This is a genomic window from Lysobacter yananisis, from assembly GCF_031199375.1.
GTDB lineage: Bacteria > Pseudomonadota > Gammaproteobacteria > Xanthomonadales > Xanthomonadaceae > Lysobacter > Lysobacter yananisis.
In genome coordinates this window covers 1099363-1114572 of sequence record NZ_CP133568.1, presented here as the reverse complement: position 1 = coordinate 1114572, position 15210 = coordinate 1099363, and the positions used below count along the sequence as shown (strand labels likewise).

The window sequence follows — 15210 nt, the reverse complement described above, 5'->3', positions numbered from 1 at the left end:
ATCTAAAAGTGGCGGCCCGGCTTTGCGGCCGACCGTCGTCCCCTTCGAGCCTTCCCGTCGCACCGGTTCGAACGCGCCAAGGCGCGAACGTTCCGGTCCGGCCTTAGACGGAGTACCCCGGATGACCCGGCCGGTCCAGTCCCGCACCTCCCGTTCCCGTCCCGTATGGTCCCTGGCCGCCGCCGCCATGGCGCTGGCCGCGGGCGTTCTCGCCGCGCCGGCCGCGCTGGCGACGGCCGCCGACGCCGACGCCGGCCGCCGCGCGTTCGAGGCCGTCGACCCGTTCATCGGCACCGGCGGCGAAGGCCACACCTTCCCCGGCGCGACGGTGCCGTTCGGCATGATCCAGCTCAGCCCCGACACCGAGATCAAGCCGCGCAAGGAGGCCTACGGCTGGGCCGCCGGCTACCGCCACGGCGATCCGACCATCGTCGGCTTCTCCCACACCCACTTCTCCGGCACCGGCCACTCCGACCTCGGCGACGTGCTGGTGATGCCGATCGCCGGCGAGGTGAAACTCGAACGTGGCGATTCGAAGATGGCGCGCAGCGGTTACCGCTCGGCGTTCCGCCACGACGACGAAGTCGCCCAGCCGGGCTACTACGCGGTCACCCTCGACGACTACAAGATCCGCGCCGAATTGACCGCGAGCGAGCGCGTCGGCGTGCACCGCTACCGTTTTCCCAAGGGCCAGGCCGCGCACGTGCTGCTGGACCTGCGCACCAGTCTGTACGACTACCCCGGCAAGGTGCTGTGGTCGCGCGTGCGCCTGCGTCCCGACGGCACGGTCACCGGCTTCCGCGAAACCCGCGGCTGGGCGCCGGGCCGGCAGCTGTATTTCGCCATGCGCTTCTCGCGCCCGGTCAGCGGCCACGCCTTCCACGATACCGAGGCCGACGTGGCCTACAAGGGCTTCCCGCCGCCGGGCGAGAAAGACCCGACCCGGCGCGCGCAGATCGAAGGCCGCCAGCTCGTCGCCAGCCTCGACTTCAAGGACGCGCCGGGCCAGGAACTGATCGTCAAGGTCGCGATCTCGCCGGTCAGCGAAGACAGCGCCATCGCCAACCTCGACGCCGAAGTGCCCGGCTTCGATTTCGACCGCGTGCGCGCGCAGGCGCGCGAGCGCTGGAGCCAGGCGCTGTCGGCGATCGACGCCGAAGGCGACGCGGCCGCGCGCAAGAGTTTCTACACCGCGCTCTACCACACGCTGATGGGCCCGAGTCTGTTCATGGACAGCGACGGCCGTTATCGCGGCCCGGACAACGCGGTGCACGAAGCCAAGGGCTTTCGCTACCACTCCACGTTCTCGCTGTGGGACACCTATCGCGCGCTGCATCCGTTGCTGACCCTGGTGCAGCCGGAGCAGCGCAACAGCGACTTCGTCAATTCGCTGCTGGCCTCGCGCAAGCACAGCCCGTACGGCGTGCTGCCGGTGTGGTCGTTCCACGGCCAGGAGACGTGGTGCATGATCGGCTACCACGCCGTGCCGGTGATCGCCGACGCCTACATGAAGGGCATCCGCGGTTTCGACGCGAACGAAGCGCTGGAGGCGATGGTCGCCAGCGCCGACTACGGCCCCTACGACGGCATCGCCCAGTACAAGGAACTGGGCTACGTGCCGATCGACGAGGAAGGCGAAGCGGCGTCGAAGACCTTGGAGTACGCGTTCGACGACTGGACCATCGCGCGCATGGCCGGGGCGATGGGGCGCAAGGACGTCGCCGCGAGATTCGAAAAGCGCGCCGGCAACTGGAAGCACGCGTTCGACGCGAACACCGGATTCATGCGCGCACGCAAGCGCGACGGCAGCTTCCGCGAACCGTTCGATCCCAGCGCCAGCGGCTACGGCAGCGACTACACCGAAGGCAACGCCTGGCAGTACTCGTGGTACGTGCCGCAGGACGTCGCCGGCCTGGCGAAGGCGCACGGCGGCGCCGACAGGTTGATCGCGCGGCTCGACCAAGTGTTCGAGGCCAAGGTCGATCCGAAGATCTTCGCCCACATGGAAGACATCACCGGCCTGATCGGCTGGTACGCGCACGGCAACGAGCCCAGCCACCACGTCGCCTATCTGTACGGCTACGCCGGCCAGCCCTGGCGCACCCAGGAGCGGCTCAAGCAGATCATGGCCAGCCAGTACGCGCCGCGGCCCGACGGCCTCGCCGGCAACGACGACCTCGGCCAGATGTCGGCCTGGTACGTGTTCACCGCGCTGGGCTTCTACCCGGTGGCGCCGGCCAGCAACGAGTACATCATCGGCCGGCCGTTCCTGCCCAAGGCCACACTGAACCTGCCCAACGGCAAGCGCTTCAGCGTGATCGCCGAAGGCCTGGACGAGGCGCACACGTACATCGGCAGCGCCACGCTCAACGGCCAGCCGCTGGATCGCGCGTTCCTGCGCCACGAAGAGATCCTCGCCGGCGGCGAACTGCGCTTCGTCATGCAGGCGCAGCCGAACCGCGAATGGGCGAGCCATCCCAAGCAGTTGCCGTACTCGATGAGCGCCGCGCGCTAAGCGCGGCGACGCGTGCGTCGGCGCGGCCGCCGACGCACGCCGGGCGCGGCAAGGATCAGAAGTCGTCGCGTCCGTGCGTCGCCGCCGACCAGCCGATGAACTCGGCCGCGTTGCCGTCCGGCCGCCCGCGCTTGGTCGCGTTCTGGAAATTCGGAATCGGCGTACCGCGGTTCATGTAGCCGTTGACCGCGATCTCGCTGTAACCCGGATACAGGCCGAACGACCGGCAGTCGCGCACGCCTTCGCCGTACAGGATCGACTTGGCCATGTACTCCAGCCCGCGCGCGAACCGCGGCTGCGGCTCGTTGCCGACCTTGAGCAGCCACACGCTGGTGTCGCCCTGGATCGTCGCCATCTCCGCCGCCTGGGCGATGCCGGCCAGCGAATACTGCGGATGGTGGCAATCGCGCGCCGCCAGTTCCTGCACCTCGCCGCTGCTGTAGACGATGCCCGGGATCAACTGCTTGATCCGGTTGAGCCCGGCGTTGTAACGATTGGCGTCGTCCTGATAAACGCCGGTCGCCATCATCGCCAGCGCCCCGGACACGCCCCAGTTGTTGGTCCGGCTCGAGGCCTGATTCGCGTACCCGTACAGCTTGTTGAGGTAACCGTTGAAGCGATCCTGCGACGCCTGCGGCCAGCCCGCCGCGTCGCCGTCGTGATGGCGCAGGATCTCCGCCGCGCTGGCCCACACCGGCAATCCCCACGCAGCCTCCAGCCACGCCTGCGGCGCATCGGTGCCCGGCGCCAGCGTGAAGCCGGTGAACTTCGCCGACCACGCATCCAGGATCTGCACCGCCTTGTCGCGATTGCGCGTATCGCCGGTGACCGCCCAGCGCAGCGCGTTCAAGTACGCCGCGAACCCATCGTTCTTCCAGCGCCCTTCCTGCGGCCCGCCGGCCGCGCGCACCACCTCCACCGTCGCCAGCGCCTGATGCGCGTAGGTGTGCGAACCGCGGTTGTCCTGCAGCAGGCGGTTGTAGCCGGTCTTCATCGCGCTGCTGTTGCCCGATTGCACCGCGGCGCGGATCGAGGCGAGGCGGTTCTGGGTCATCAGCAGGCCGGGGTGCTTGAAGGGCGGCACGGCGGTCGGCGCGGCTGCGGCTACGGTCGCGTCGTCGCCGGATTCGACCGGCCCGGCGCGTTCGGCGGCGTAAGCCAAGCCGAACGAGCCCGCGAATGCGGCCACGGCGAGGAGATGGAAACGGAACGGAAGCAAGCGCGGCATAGAGACCTCGTAGGAATGGAGAGGCGGCAGCGGACCGTCGCCGACGACAGCGGCGCGTCCGGACCGAGGCCCCCCATCAACGAGCGCCGCGGACGGCGTCGCCGCCGCACCGCGCGATGCCGGCGGGCGGTACGCGCCGGCGGCACAAGCACGCGTCTGTCGCGCGTGTTGTCGCCATGCTGCCCGAGTCGCGGCCGCGAAAGTGCGACCCCGAGTGGGCAAGTCGGACGGCGGGAATCGTATAAAGGCGAGGAGATTCGCAGTTCCGGCAGCCGCTTTGGCGCGGCGGGGCGGCGGCAACGGGACGCCGTCGCCGGTGCCTGGGCGAGTCCCAGGGACGGCGCGCAACGTTGACCGGGCTGACGGAGGGTGGGGCGCTGCTTTAGAATCTCGCCTCTTGCGGGCCTATAGCTCAATGGTTAGAGCAGAGGACTCATAATCCTTTGGTTCCAGGTTCGAGTCCTGGTGGGCCCACCACGCCGTTACGTCAAACGGCTTTCTCCGCCTTTCCGCACCGCGCGAAAACGCCTTATTTTCGGCCTTTTCGTCGCATGCCTGTGGTTTTGGAGAAAATAGCGCGCGCCACTTTTGGCGAAATTTTCGCCACTTTTTCTCCGTTTTCTCCGCGGCTGTGGACTGAAAACCACAGGCACCATTTTCCGTGGTCTTACGAATCAATGGGTTAGCTGTGGACTTGTCAAGCGAGTTTTATCGCGATCAACATGCCCGCAGGAACGCAAACCTGAAACCACGGCGTAAACGCGTGAAGCAGTGGCCGGCTCACTCCGGGAATCTCGTCTGGTGAGCCAATACATGGATAAAATGGAGATGGAGCTCCCTTGCCGATGTGGACCCAAGTGTCAATGACCAAGATCAGTCCAAACGTTCTTCGATGGGCGCGAGAGACTGCGGGGCTGACCCCCGACGCGGCTGCGGCGAAGATTGGACTCGGTCCCCTGAAGAACTTGGAGCCTGGCAAGCGAATTGGTCAGCTTGAGTCCGGCGCAGTCGAGCCTAGTCGCCCATTGCTGCTTAGGATGAGCAAAGCCTATCGTCGTTCCCTCCTCACGCTTTACCTACCAGAACCTCCTGTGCCTAGTGAGCGCGGCGAAGACTTTCGTACTTTGCCCCAGCGCGAGACTGCGGACGAGCCAAATTTAAATGCATTGTTACGTGACCTGCGCACGCGGCAAGGACTGGTGCGAAACGTCCTAGAGGATGAGGAAGCAGAAGCACTCCCCTTCGTTTCCTCCATGAGTGTCGCCGATGGCGTCCATAGTGTCCTCGCATCTATGGAAAAAACCCTGGGCATTTCGCGTAGCGAATTTCGTGCCCATCGGACAGTCGATCAGGGGTTCACATACCTTCGGCGCCAGATCGAATCAAGTGGTGTCTTCGTTCTCCTGCTTGGAAATCTTGGGACGCACCACACCAACATCGACGTCGAGGTATTTCGAGGTTTTGCATCGGCCGACGAGTTGGCTCCATTCGTGGTAATAAACGATCAGGATGCAAGAACTGCTTGGTCCTTCACACTGCTGCATGAAGTGGCGCATCTATGGATAGGTGCGACCGGTGTGAGCGGAGGTTTCTCTGACGGGAAAGTGGAAGTCTTTTGTAATGACGTCGCGTCATTGTTCCTTCTCGACCCAAGTGAGTTGGCAGAGCTTACGACTGCGTCGATTCTTACGGCAGATGAATTACCGTCGGCGATTACAAAATTCGCTAGATCAAGATTGGTCAGCAGAAGCCTTGTCGCCTATAGGCTGCTTCGCTCTGGCCTAATTCAGGAGCCTATGTGGCGCGCTTTGAGGGACCGTTTCAAGCAAGAGTGGGTAGATTTTCGAACGAAAGAAAAAGCATCCTCGAAAGGCGCGCCGGATTACTACGTAGTCAAGCGTCATCGTCTTGGGCGAGGTTTGATTAGCGTAGTGGAGCGTGGGCTATCGCAGGGGCGACTTAGCTACACCAAGGCTGCCAGAATTTTTGGGGTGGCTCCTCGTAGCGTACAAAGCGTGTTGGGCGGTTCCAGTGGTGGGGGTGCTTGATGCTCTACCTCGTTGACGCCAACGTGCTGATGAGCGCGGCAAACACCTACTACAGGCACGATTGGGTGCCCGAGTTTTGGGAGTGGCTTTCTTTTCACGCCCAAGCCGGCTCTATAAAGGTGCCGCTAGAGATATTCGAGGAGTTCGAAGATGGATCCAAGGATGAGTTCAAGGACCAGATGTACGCCTGGATCCAAGATCCGAATAACAAGCAGGCGATACTACTGCCGCAGGCCGCGGACATCGCGCTAGTTCAAGCTGTCCTCTCGAAGGGCTATTCGAGCCAATTGACTGAGGACCAAGTGGAGAAGCTTGGTAGAGATCCCTTTCTCATAGCCCACGCCTTGACCTCCCCCAAGGATCGCTGCGTTGTAACAAACGAGAAATCCGCGCCCGCAGCGAAGCCGCACAATCGGAAGATTCCGGACGCATGCTCGCTCAATGGCGTTAAATGGTGTTCACCGTTTGACCTAATGGCTGCATTGAAGTTCCGTACTGCTTGGAAGGGCGGGTGACCCGTTGGCAGGTCTGCGTTAGCCACCCTCTGTCGGGTTGGGGCGTCCCAGGCATCAAAAAAAGCAAAGGGCTTAATTTCAGCCGGGCTTGACGAGCGTTCGCTTGCCTATAGAACTGGCCGTCCGTGCGGTGGGTTTCGCGATGCCGGGAATCAGGAAGTCAGTAGCGTGCTGACCGAACCTGATCTTCTTAGCGAGCCAACGCGGCATGCTCCCTCGGCCTGACCAGGTGTTGAGTTCGTTGTCTGGGTCGCGGTACTTGGGCGCGACTTTGGCTGGCTTGCGGCGTGATCCGCGTTTCCGCCGGGTGGGCTGGACATCCGGCTGATCCCCAAAGAGCTCCTCGATCGTGTAGCCGTGGCGAGCAGCGAGCGCGACTGCCTGCTTGCGCACCGATGCAGCGGGGCGGCGTTTCGATAGGAATTGCTGTCGCTTTTCCGCGGCGGTCAAAAGGGCGGTCAGTTCCCGCAGGTTGAGCCTATCGATATCGATGTTCATGCGTGTTTGCGATGATGTATTTGAGCCAATTTGTCGGGAGGGGGTTGCCCTTCTCATACGGCTATGCTCGATTTAGGATCTTCTGCACGATTAGGATCAAAGACACAGTCATCATTAGCGACGCCAGCAATAAGTGCGATGGCTGCATCAGCCGCGCAAGATCCATGTGGTGTTCGTAGTCTGAACTCTGAAGACATTGGGTCGGACGACTCTGCTTGCCGCAGCGTTCACTAATTTCTTTGGCTTTGGCGGCAGATTCCTTTCCAGATTCCAGGGCCAGTGGGAAGGCGGTGCTAGACACCAGTCCGGCTATCAGCCCCATTGCAAGCGCTGTCTCTTGTGAAACTCGATGCCGTCGTGCTTCGGTGGAGCTTGGGTAAATGGACTGGAATCGCGTGGACAGACGCTGAAGTTCTGCAAGATACTTCCCGCTCTGCCTCGTAGGTCGAGCAGTGGACATCGTCAGCATGCTCAGTTTTTCAAGCGAAAGCAGATGTCGCTTGATGCGTGCCTCGCCGGCGGCACCACCAAGATCCCAAGAGTGGCGGACGAGGTCAATTACGTAATGAGCATTCGACGGCTCTTGGTGGTCGCTGGCGTGGCCGCTCAAGACGAACGAGATTTCTCCCGAGACGGACAACCCGACTGCAAGTTGAGCTGGTTTATCGTACTGAACTTTGCGTTCTTCCCAGGCGGTCGGCGGTAGCAAAGGAGATCTGAGGACAGCGGAAATATGGACTGTCCGGTCCAGTACCGAGATCTTGAACTCATGGAGGGAGTTCGGTGTGTGGCCGAGCACCGCTCGTTGCAGCTTATCTTTGACCTCGACCTGCCAGTTAAGGCTAGAAATCTTCGATTCCCAAACGAGAGATCTCGTACGATGCTCGATACGTCGATTGCGGACAGATTCAAGTAGCAAGAGCGGTTTCAAGGTATACCTCATCCTAAGGTTCGCCAACGCATCCCCGTCGCAGGCGAGAGTTCGCTAGGTCACCGCCACTGTCCTTTACGGGCATCGAGCAGCTTGAGGCCTTTCCGCGGCGCGTAGCGCCAGTGGTCGAATGTCGCCTCTTGCATGATGCACTTTGCTTCGGGGAAAGTGTACGTTTGGACTCCGGCTGCTCTACCGTAGGCTGTCGCGATGCTCAACGATATTGAACGTAAGCGTGCCGAGAAGATGATCGTGAGGCTTCTGAAGCCTCGCCACAGCCCTCACGTGAAGTCTGGCGGGACCGTCCTCTACCGAGAGGTGGGCCAAACCTTCGAGATCTATTCCGCGAGACCAGCTTTCGGCGACCCCGACGAGATCATCGAGATCCCGATCGCCAAGTTCCGGTACGTTCGGACGCAGCAGACCTGGCAGTTGTTGTGGTCCAGGGCCAGCGGTAAGTGGCAGCGGTATGAGCCAATGCGCGAAGCAGAGGATCTGGCGGAACTCGTGGATGAGGTTTGGCGCGATCCCTATTGCTGTTTCTGGGGATAGCTGCCGTCCGCGATTCCCGGCGGACTAGTCAGCGCCACTCGCCCCGTCGACCATCCATAAGCTTGAGCCCTGTCCGAGGGGCGTAGCGCCAGTGGTCGAATGTCGCCTCCTGCATGATGCACTTGGCCTCACAGAGCTTCGCATCGCGCTTGATGCAATGGCGATATCGCGGGCCATACCAGTCCATCATGCTCATCCCCTTCGGCAGGTTCTCGATGAGCCAGTAGCCTGTGAACGTGTCCGGTGTGTACGTGACGTGGTCCAGCGCCTCAAACACGGTCATTCGGTTGTTCTCGAAACGCTCGTGGCGTTCGGCGTGATCGCGCACGAAGTGTTCGTAGCTAGGAGCTGCACTCTTATCCGCGCGCCAGTCGTACCAGCGAGTCTTGATGCCGATCTGATCCCATCGCGTGACTGCGGCGATGAGCGCCTCCTTGAACGGCGCAAACACCCACTCTCCGGGCTGCAACAAAGTTAGATCGCTTTCTTCGCCAGTACCTGTCGCGGCATATGGCCGTTCGTCTAGTTGCTTGCGCAACAATTCTGCTTCTTCACGTTCGCTTTCAACTCGGAAGAAAAGCGCGTCGCCCCAAAGCGACTTCCCGCGCGGCAACTCCACGCTGAGCGGATCCTTCTCAATTTCACTGTGCAACATGGTTCTACCACGCCCCTGTGTGTCTTCCCTAGATGTTGATGCGTCAGCCTACACCCGTCGCGGTCGGGAAAGCGTAACGGCAGTTAATAGATGGATCACACAGCTTCCGAGCTTGCCGATAGCGGCCCACGCCAAGGCGTATGCGCCGTCAAGCCAGAGCTAGATCGCCTGCATCGGCCCAGTTCAGCGGCCCGCAGCGAGGGCCAAGTTCAAGGCGCCAGCCGGAATGCTTCGATCGATGATGTGCGGCCCAGGTTGGCCCGAATGAACCTTCGACGGACAGGAGCTTGCGGCGCACCAAACGCCCGGGGTTGCCCCATTCGTCTCGCTCGCGGACTTCCTCGATGATCGCGAAGGACTTTTGATCGTTGTAGACGACGGGTTCACGACGCGTGCGCAGGCGGCATTCATAGCGGGATACACAGATGCCGAGGTCGGCTGGTGCGGGCTGATTCATACTCAGTCTCGGTACTGCAAATGCGTGGTGTGAAGTTCCGCGATCAATTGATCCGCGTACTTGGTCACCCAGGCGGCAAGGTAGCTCATGGCGGTCGAGTAGCTCGTGAACTCGCGGTAGTGCTGCGTGCTGCGGAGCGCGCGATGGGTGCCTAGAACTGTCCATGACTTCCCGCTACTTCGCCCCGCGGTGGCCACTATTCTTCCGCCCGGTCCCCAGGCGATGGCGATGCAGTCCGTAGAGGCAGGCCGGCACTGCTCCAGGCACACCCAGGCACACGGCGCCGGGAGCGGGGGCAGTCCAACGCGAGGCGGGCCTGGTGGCATACATCGATTCCCCGCCGAAGCCGAGCCGGAAATTACCGCTCTGGAATCTCGTCTGCTGAGACTCTATAAGCACGCCCAGATGGCAGCGATTGAGCGCGGATTTAACATCTTCTTGGAAATTTCCAAGATCAACCTGCTAACTACGTCGCATCGACCACGATTAGGCTTGACGCCGGCCCGCGCGTCGGATCAATCTCGCCGGGCAAGACCGCAGACCTAAGGGAGACGCCAACGATGGCGTCCCCGACCGCAACACACTTTGGATGATCGAGCCCAATCGGCAGCAACTCCATATCGCCCAGGATGGGCGATACGGCCCGACAGTTGAACACGGACGGTTATGTCTTGTTTCTCCCGCGCACCAAGAATCCCGAACTGCCTCGCTGGCGGTGCAGGTGGTGTGCGCGGTTGCGATGAGCTTCGTCCGAATTCGAAACTTTTCTCTCAGGACATACCGCAATGATTCAAGGCGCCCCCCCTGCCAACGTCCAGGCTGACTTCCCTTGGCCGTTGACCTTCGAAGCGTTTTCGTTCGGCGTTCGCTGCTACAACACGTTGGCCAGCAACATCATCTTCGACAACCATCAGTTCGCATTAGACGACGAAATTGATGGCGCGTCCGGCCAGCCGCGATCAGCCGATTGGAAGGAGCGCTGGACCGCCAGCTACATCGTCATGGCGGAAGATATGCCGCCCGGCCCGGTTGAAGTTCGGTGGACTCCGCTGGACGGCGCGGAACGATACGCGGAAATCGACCTCATCAGGGACATATTCCCTGATCAGCGGGTACTGCATAACGTCCCCAAAGAGGATATCAACGAAGATTGGGCCCGCTTTGAGGGGGGTAAAACCAGTCCGCCCGACATTCTGATGGAGGTCAATGACCGAACCATCAATGTCTACATGAGCGCGCATGTGCTGACCAAATCCTTCCCGATTCCCGGACGCGACGACGTTAAGAGCCGTTGGGATTTGATCCTGGCTTGGACGAAGACCTTCTGAGGGAGCGCGGCGCCATGGAAGACACAAAGAACAAGAAGAAGGTGGTTCAACTCGCCGAAGACGGACTTCCGAAGGCCGATGTCTCGTACTACACGGCCACGCCGGAGCATCTGACGAGCTACGACAGAGCTGCCGACGAGCTATACAAGTTCAAGGTACCTCCGTTGCTGGATACTAAGGACCGGCACTCGTACCTATTGATCGGGCTGATGGATGGCACCGGTAACGATGTCGGGAAGGATCCTCTGCATGCCACCAACGTCGCGAGATTCGAAACGCAGGTCCAAAAACTAAAGCATTCGGGCGTCAATATCGATGTCGTGTACAAAGCCGGTCCCGGTACACAGAAAAATACTGTAGCTGAAACCATAGACGCAGCCACAGGTCGAACCAGCGAATCAATCGCAGAGCGCACATATCAAGAGTTGGTGGAGCGCGCGCAGAAGATATACAGGCTCGATCCTGACGCGAAAATCGCGATTCATGCCGAGGGGTTCAGTCGCGGCGCTAGCCAAGTTCCTTTGCTAGCGCGAATGATTCACGAGCGCGGAATCCCCAATCTGGATCGCGCCGAATACGTCCACGACGCGCAAGGCAAGCTCACTAAGACGTATCCGCACTTCCATCAATCCCCTGGGCACACTCCGATGACTGTGGGGCTCTACGATCCCGTGCCTACGGGCGCGATGGAAAAGTTGGACCGGCGCTTGCCACCATCGGTAGTCTCTGGATTCCAGATCAACGCCGCTGACGAGCGGCGCGGCCTATTTCCAGTGGACCGCATCATTCCCGCGGGCGTGTCGGAGGATGGTCGCTTTCTGAGCGTCAGCGTTGCAGGGGCGCACTCTGACATCGGCGGCAGCTATCAGCGCAATGGTCTAGGTACGCGCAGTCAGAACTTGATGACGGACTACCATAACGCGCTCTTCAGTGAGCCGCTATTGCGGCGTTTGCCGGAGACCTACGATCCACGTCTGAACGTCATCCATCGCTCAGAAGAAGGCAATGTGCTGTTCCGCGCTTGGCCTAAGGTGGAGCGCGATTCGCCTAAGGGCGAGGTGACAAAGCTGATGCCGGACGACGGCGCGCGGGTTATAAATGACCCGATCGAAGCTGCAATTCGCAGTCGGCCAGAGCCCATGTCGCCGGCCGTAGCCGAAGTGGCCCAACGAGCTACGCCGGTGGTCCGTAGTTTGCCTGAGCGATTTGCTGCGCCTCCCGCTGAAGAGGCAATGGCGGAATGGCATAAGAAGGTCGGCAACGTCGAGCTTCGGCCATATCAAGCTCCGACGCAGTTGAGTCCTGGCGCCAAAGTAATGGCGGCAGCGGGTGTCGCTGGCGTTGCTGCAAGTATCGCGGATGCTAAGGCAAGCGCGAACCAAGCCAGTACGCTGCTCGCTCAAGACAATCTGTCAGCAGCGCAATCAACTTTGACCCACTACGCCGCCCGCGGCACGGGCGGCTGGATTGGCGGCGCGACAGCGGGCATGGTCGCCACGGCCGCAGCAACCGGCCCCGGCGTGGTCGGCTTCATCGTCGTCGGCGGCGCGGCCGTGGCCGGCGCGCACGTAGGAGAGCATGTCGCCACGGTGCTGGATAGCTACAAGACCTTCAAGCAGACAGATCGCGATGGCGTTGCTTGGCAGTCCAACGGGCGACAGTGGGTGCGGCAGGATCTGGGCGATCTGAGCGACGACGGTCAGAACAATCCGGTGAAACAGGCGTTCTCTGCCGATCCGGAGAAGGCCAACGAACTGAGCTACCGGGCGAGCAATTCGGCCACCGAACTAGCAATCGGAAAGTTGGAGTCGCCGCGCAACCCATACTCACAGGCCGCGGCGGAGACCGATCCGCCAAGCTTGCGTCGCGCAGATTGGGAGCGCAATCCGGGGAGCGGCGAATGGGACCGGAAGGTTGTGGTCGGCTTCGAGCAGCGCGGCGTGCCGATGGTCCGGATCGACTCGGCCGGCCCAGAACGCGCGGACGAACTCAATCGTGCGGCGGAGCAGACGATCCTCGACAACATCGCCAACGGACCGGCGCCGATGGCGGCGAGATACGCGATGGCGCATCGGAGCGAAGGATGGGAGCGGTTTGGCACTGTCCCTGCCTCGATCAGCGCCGCACTGCACGACGACTCGCTGGTGGCGTCCGACGGCAAGCTGTACCAGCGCACCGCAGACGGTCAGTGGCAGCGCAACGGCGAGTCCGTTGTCGCCGCAGGGAACTTGCGTCAGGAGTTGGAAGGCACACGCACCGCGTTACAGCCGCAATTGGCGCAACACGAGCAGCAACTGGCGGCCATTCCTACGAGGCAGCCGCCCACGTTGGAGGACATCGAGCGCGCGGATCTGATGGCGACCTACAAGGTCCACAACGTCAATCCGAATCCCCAGCAGTTGGAGGCCGCACTGGAGGCTGTCAGGCGAACCCAGCACGAGCAGGGTGTCGCACCGCTTGCTACGTCCCTGCACCTCGGACGCAATGCCGCGGGCAACTTCGACATCGACAGCCCGATCGAGCATATCGGCCGCGATGCTGATGGCGCGAACCGGGTCCATGCCGTGACGAGCCCGTTGGAAGTGCAACTCGCCATGCTGGATCTGCGGTCTCCGCCGCCCACTTCGCCAGAGGCGCCGGAGCTGCGCATCGCCAACCTGTCGCCCAAGCAGCAGGAAGCTCTGGAGCAGGTCGTCCGGGAAGCCAATCGCGTCGGCCTGACGCGCGACGAAGTGCAGGGCACCGCGCGCGAAGCGGTGGCGGCAGCTGGCCGTGCAGACGTGGAGCCTGAGATCGTCATCGGCGCCGTGGCGGCGGAGCGCTCAGTACAGCCAACGAAGGTCGAGGTGCCGCGGGCCGTTGACCAGGCGCCGGTTGAACCCCCGAAACCCGCCGAAGCAGATCTGGCGGCTAGTAAGCCGTTGGAACCACCGTCAAAGCCTGGGCATCGCGACGCCGAGGCGGTGCCGGACCGTTCCAGCGGAGCGCCGGTAGCATCGGCCACGTCGGCGCCTGTTACACCCGCGGCGGTAAGTCCCGAAGCTAAGCAGGCTCCCACCGTAAGCAACGGGGAATTTTCCGCTCCTCCCCAGCAGCCCGAGCGCCAAACTTCCGGCTTACCGGACCAGCAGCCGCAACCTGAGGTGATCGCGGCCCAGTCGGCCAACCCTGTCGCGCCGCCCCGTCAGCCCGAAACCGCGCCCAGCGCGGCCGTGGAGGCGCCGGCCGCCGCGGCGCCCCGGGTTGCGCCGCAGGCGGTCGCGGAGGCCGAGTCCGCCCCGCGCATTGCGTCGTCGCCGGCAGAAGCAACCCCGGCGCCGACGACGGGAAAACCGGACGTCGCGGAGGCCGGCGCACCGGCGCCGGCTGCGCCCGCGGTCGCTGTGGCGCCTGCTCCAGCACCGGACGACAGCACCTTGCAGCGCGGCGACCGCGGGCAGGAGGTCGAGCTGCTGCAGTACCGGCTTCAGCGGGTGGGCTATCGCGGCCCGGACGATGCGCCAGTCCCCGAGCGTGGGCATTTCGATGCCGCGACGGAACACGCGGTGCGCCACCTCCAGCGCGACCACGGCCTGGCTGAAACGGGCCGTGTCGACCCCGATACGCTCCAGGCGCTCGCGGTGGCCCAGCAGGCCAAGATCGAGGCTCAGAAAGCAGTGCCGCAGGCCGACGGGGCCGAAGTCGCCAAGGTGCAGGGGCAGCCGGCGCAGGCAACGGGCGGGCAGAAGCCGCAGACCGTTGTCGCTAACGAGCCGCAGCAAACCGCGCCGATTGCGCCGACAGCCGAGGTCCGCGCGGCACCGGCGCCGGCATTGGCGGGTTACGCGGCGTCGGAAAACGACCCAATCGTGGCCGCGCCGAAAACCCAAGTCTCGGACATGCTGGCGGACGTGGGGGCTAGGGAGTCCGCGCAACCGTCGTACTCGCAAGCGGAGCCCGGCAAACCTGTCGATTCGCGTGCCGTCCACGGACAGCTTGCAGGCGAACCCGCTCAAGATCGGCGGGAAACAGAACGCGAACTGGCGCGCCTATCGCCTGCCGACCAAGCAATGTTCGCGAAGATCCGGGGCGCCGCCCCTGCTAGCGTTCCAGACGAGGTGGTGGCCAAGGCCATGCTGGAGGCCAAGCGTAACGGCATCCCCGACGTGGAACGTGTGGGTCAGGTCGGCATCGCAGACGGAAAGCTCTGGGTCGGCAGTGTGACTCCCGGCTTCCACGCAGCCGTGTCCGCGAACGGCCCCGCTCCGAACATGCAGGACACGCTGAAAGAGACGCAGATGGTGAACCAGCAGCGCGATCAGCAGCTAGCGATGGAGGCCACGCAGCGACAGCAGGACGAGCAGCGCGCCAAGCCCATCATGCACTAGCGTCAGCGCGAGAAGGTGGCCTGTGCATCTTGGACGAAAAATTGCCGCCTGCTAAACTGGCATGAGCGGTACGCGGCGCCGTGGTATGCCTCCTCGGCACAGCCGCCGCGTCACCG

General features: G+C 62.7%; 11 protein-coding genes and 1 tRNA gene. 7 read left to right on the top strand and 5 right to left on the bottom strand.

Going from position 1 to position 15210, the window contains the following annotated elements; translation table 11 throughout:
* Positions 1-187: 187 nt before the first annotated feature.
* Complete coding sequence (locus RDV84_RS04770; RefSeq protein ID WP_309153685.1) at positions 188-2515, top strand: GH92 family glycosyl hydrolase; 2328 nt, start codon at positions 188-190, stop codon at positions 2513-2515.
* Positions 2516-2570: 55 nt separating this feature from the next.
* Here the strand turns inward: RDV84_RS04770 and RDV84_RS04765 are convergent, their stop codons facing one another.
* Complete coding sequence (locus RDV84_RS04765) at positions 2571-3743, bottom strand: alginate lyase family protein (RefSeq protein WP_309152651.1); 1173 nt, start codon at positions 3741-3743, stop codon at positions 2571-2573.
* Positions 3744-4144: 401 nt separating this feature from the next.
* On the opposite strand from RDV84_RS04765, the gene RDV84_RS04760 reads away from it, so the two are divergent.
* The 3 genes from RDV84_RS04760 (at position 4145) to RDV84_RS04750 (ending at position 6306) form a co-directional block, all read left to right on the top strand.
* Positions 4145-4220: transfer RNA gene (locus RDV84_RS04760), tRNA-Ile, on the top strand.
* A 560-nt stretch (positions 4221-4780) separates the two neighbouring features.
* Positions 4781-5791, top strand: a complete 1011-nt coding sequence (locus RDV84_RS04755) for an ImmA/IrrE family metallo-endopeptidase (protein WP_309152650.1) — start codon at positions 4781-4783, stop codon at positions 5789-5791.
* Positions 5791-6306: a DUF4411 family protein gene (locus RDV84_RS04750; RefSeq protein WP_309152649.1), complete on the top strand. Its 516-nt coding sequence runs from the start codon at positions 5791-5793 to the stop codon at positions 6304-6306. Before RDV84_RS04755 ends, RDV84_RS04750 begins: the two co-directional genes overlap by 1 nt.
* A 78-nt stretch (positions 6307-6384) precedes the next feature.
* On the opposite strand, the gene RDV84_RS04745 is transcribed toward RDV84_RS04750, so the two are convergent.
* Both RDV84_RS04745 and RDV84_RS04740 read right to left on the bottom strand, forming a co-directional pair.
* Positions 6385-6804 carry an H-NS histone family protein gene (locus tag RDV84_RS04745; protein WP_309152648.1) on the bottom strand — a complete coding sequence of 140 codons (420 nt, stop codon included), beginning with the start codon at positions 6802-6804 and terminating at the stop codon, positions 6385-6387.
* Positions 6805-6865: 61 nt separating this feature from the next.
* Positions 6866-7735: a hypothetical protein gene (locus RDV84_RS04740; protein WP_309152647.1), complete on the bottom strand. Its 870-nt coding sequence runs from the start codon at positions 7733-7735 to the stop codon at positions 6866-6868.
* Between the two features lie 210 nt (positions 7736-7945).
* Between RDV84_RS04740 and RDV84_RS04735 the strand changes: the two genes are divergently transcribed.
* A complete protein-coding gene (locus RDV84_RS04735) occupies positions 7946-8287 on the top strand; it encodes a DUF3024 domain-containing protein (protein ID WP_309152646.1) in 342 nt (113 codons plus the stop codon).
* A gap of 28 nt (positions 8288-8315) precedes the next feature.
* Here RDV84_RS04735 and RDV84_RS04730 read toward each other — a convergent pair whose 3' ends face one another.
* The gene (locus RDV84_RS04730; protein ID WP_309152645.1) at positions 8316-8942 is read right to left on the bottom strand and encodes a hypothetical protein; all 627 of its coding nucleotides are present in this window, start codon (positions 8940-8942) and stop codon (positions 8316-8318) included.
* A 148-nt stretch (positions 8943-9090) separates the two neighbouring features.
* A complete protein-coding gene (locus RDV84_RS04725) occupies positions 9091-9399 on the bottom strand; it encodes a hypothetical protein (protein ID WP_309152644.1) in 309 nt (102 codons plus the stop codon).
* A 785-nt stretch (positions 9400-10184) separates the two neighbouring features.
* On the opposite strand from RDV84_RS04725, the gene RDV84_RS04720 reads away from it, so the two are divergent.
* Positions 10185-10727, top strand: a complete 543-nt coding sequence (locus RDV84_RS04720; RefSeq protein WP_250447859.1) for a hypothetical protein — start codon at positions 10185-10187, stop codon at positions 10725-10727.
* Positions 10709-15094 carry a peptidoglycan-binding protein gene (locus RDV84_RS04715; protein ID WP_309152643.1) on the top strand — a complete coding sequence of 1462 codons (4386 nt, stop codon included), beginning with the start codon at positions 10709-10711 and terminating at the stop codon, positions 15092-15094. Before RDV84_RS04720 ends, RDV84_RS04715 begins: the two co-directional genes overlap by 19 nt.
* The last annotated feature ends 116 nt before the right edge of the window (positions 15095-15210 follow it).

Excerpts from the sequence above, each read along its gene's own strand:
- RDV84_RS04770 (WP_309153685.1), top strand. The coding sequence starts at position 188 with ATGGCGCTGGCCGCGGGCGTTCTCGCCGCGCCGGCCGCGCTGGCGACG.
- RDV84_RS04765 (WP_309152651.1), bottom strand. The coding sequence starts at position 3,743 with ATGCCGCGCTTGCTTCCGTTCCGTTTCCATCTCCTCGCCGTGGCCGCA.
- RDV84_RS04755 (WP_309152650.1), top strand. The coding sequence starts at position 4,781 with ATGAGCAAAGCCTATCGTCGTTCCCTCCTCACGCTTTACCTACCAGAA.
- RDV84_RS04750 (WP_309152649.1), top strand. The coding sequence starts at position 5,791 with ATGCTCTACCTCGTTGACGCCAACGTGCTGATGAGCGCGGCAAACACC.
- RDV84_RS04745 (WP_309152648.1), bottom strand. The coding sequence starts at position 6,804 with ATGAACATCGATATCGATAGGCTCAACCTGCGGGAACTGACCGCCCTT.
- RDV84_RS04735 (WP_309152646.1), top strand. The coding sequence starts at position 7,946 with ATGCTCAACGATATTGAACGTAAGCGTGCCGAGAAGATGATCGTGAGG.
- RDV84_RS04730 (WP_309152645.1), bottom strand. The coding sequence starts at position 8,942 with ATGTTGCACAGTGAAATTGAGAAGGATCCGCTCAGCGTGGAGTTGCCG.
- RDV84_RS04725 (WP_309152644.1), bottom strand. The coding sequence starts at position 9,399 with ATGAATCAGCCCGCACCAGCCGACCTCGGCATCTGTGTATCCCGCTAT.
- RDV84_RS04720 (WP_250447859.1), top strand. The coding sequence starts at position 10,185 with ATGATTCAAGGCGCCCCCCCTGCCAACGTCCAGGCTGACTTCCCTTGG.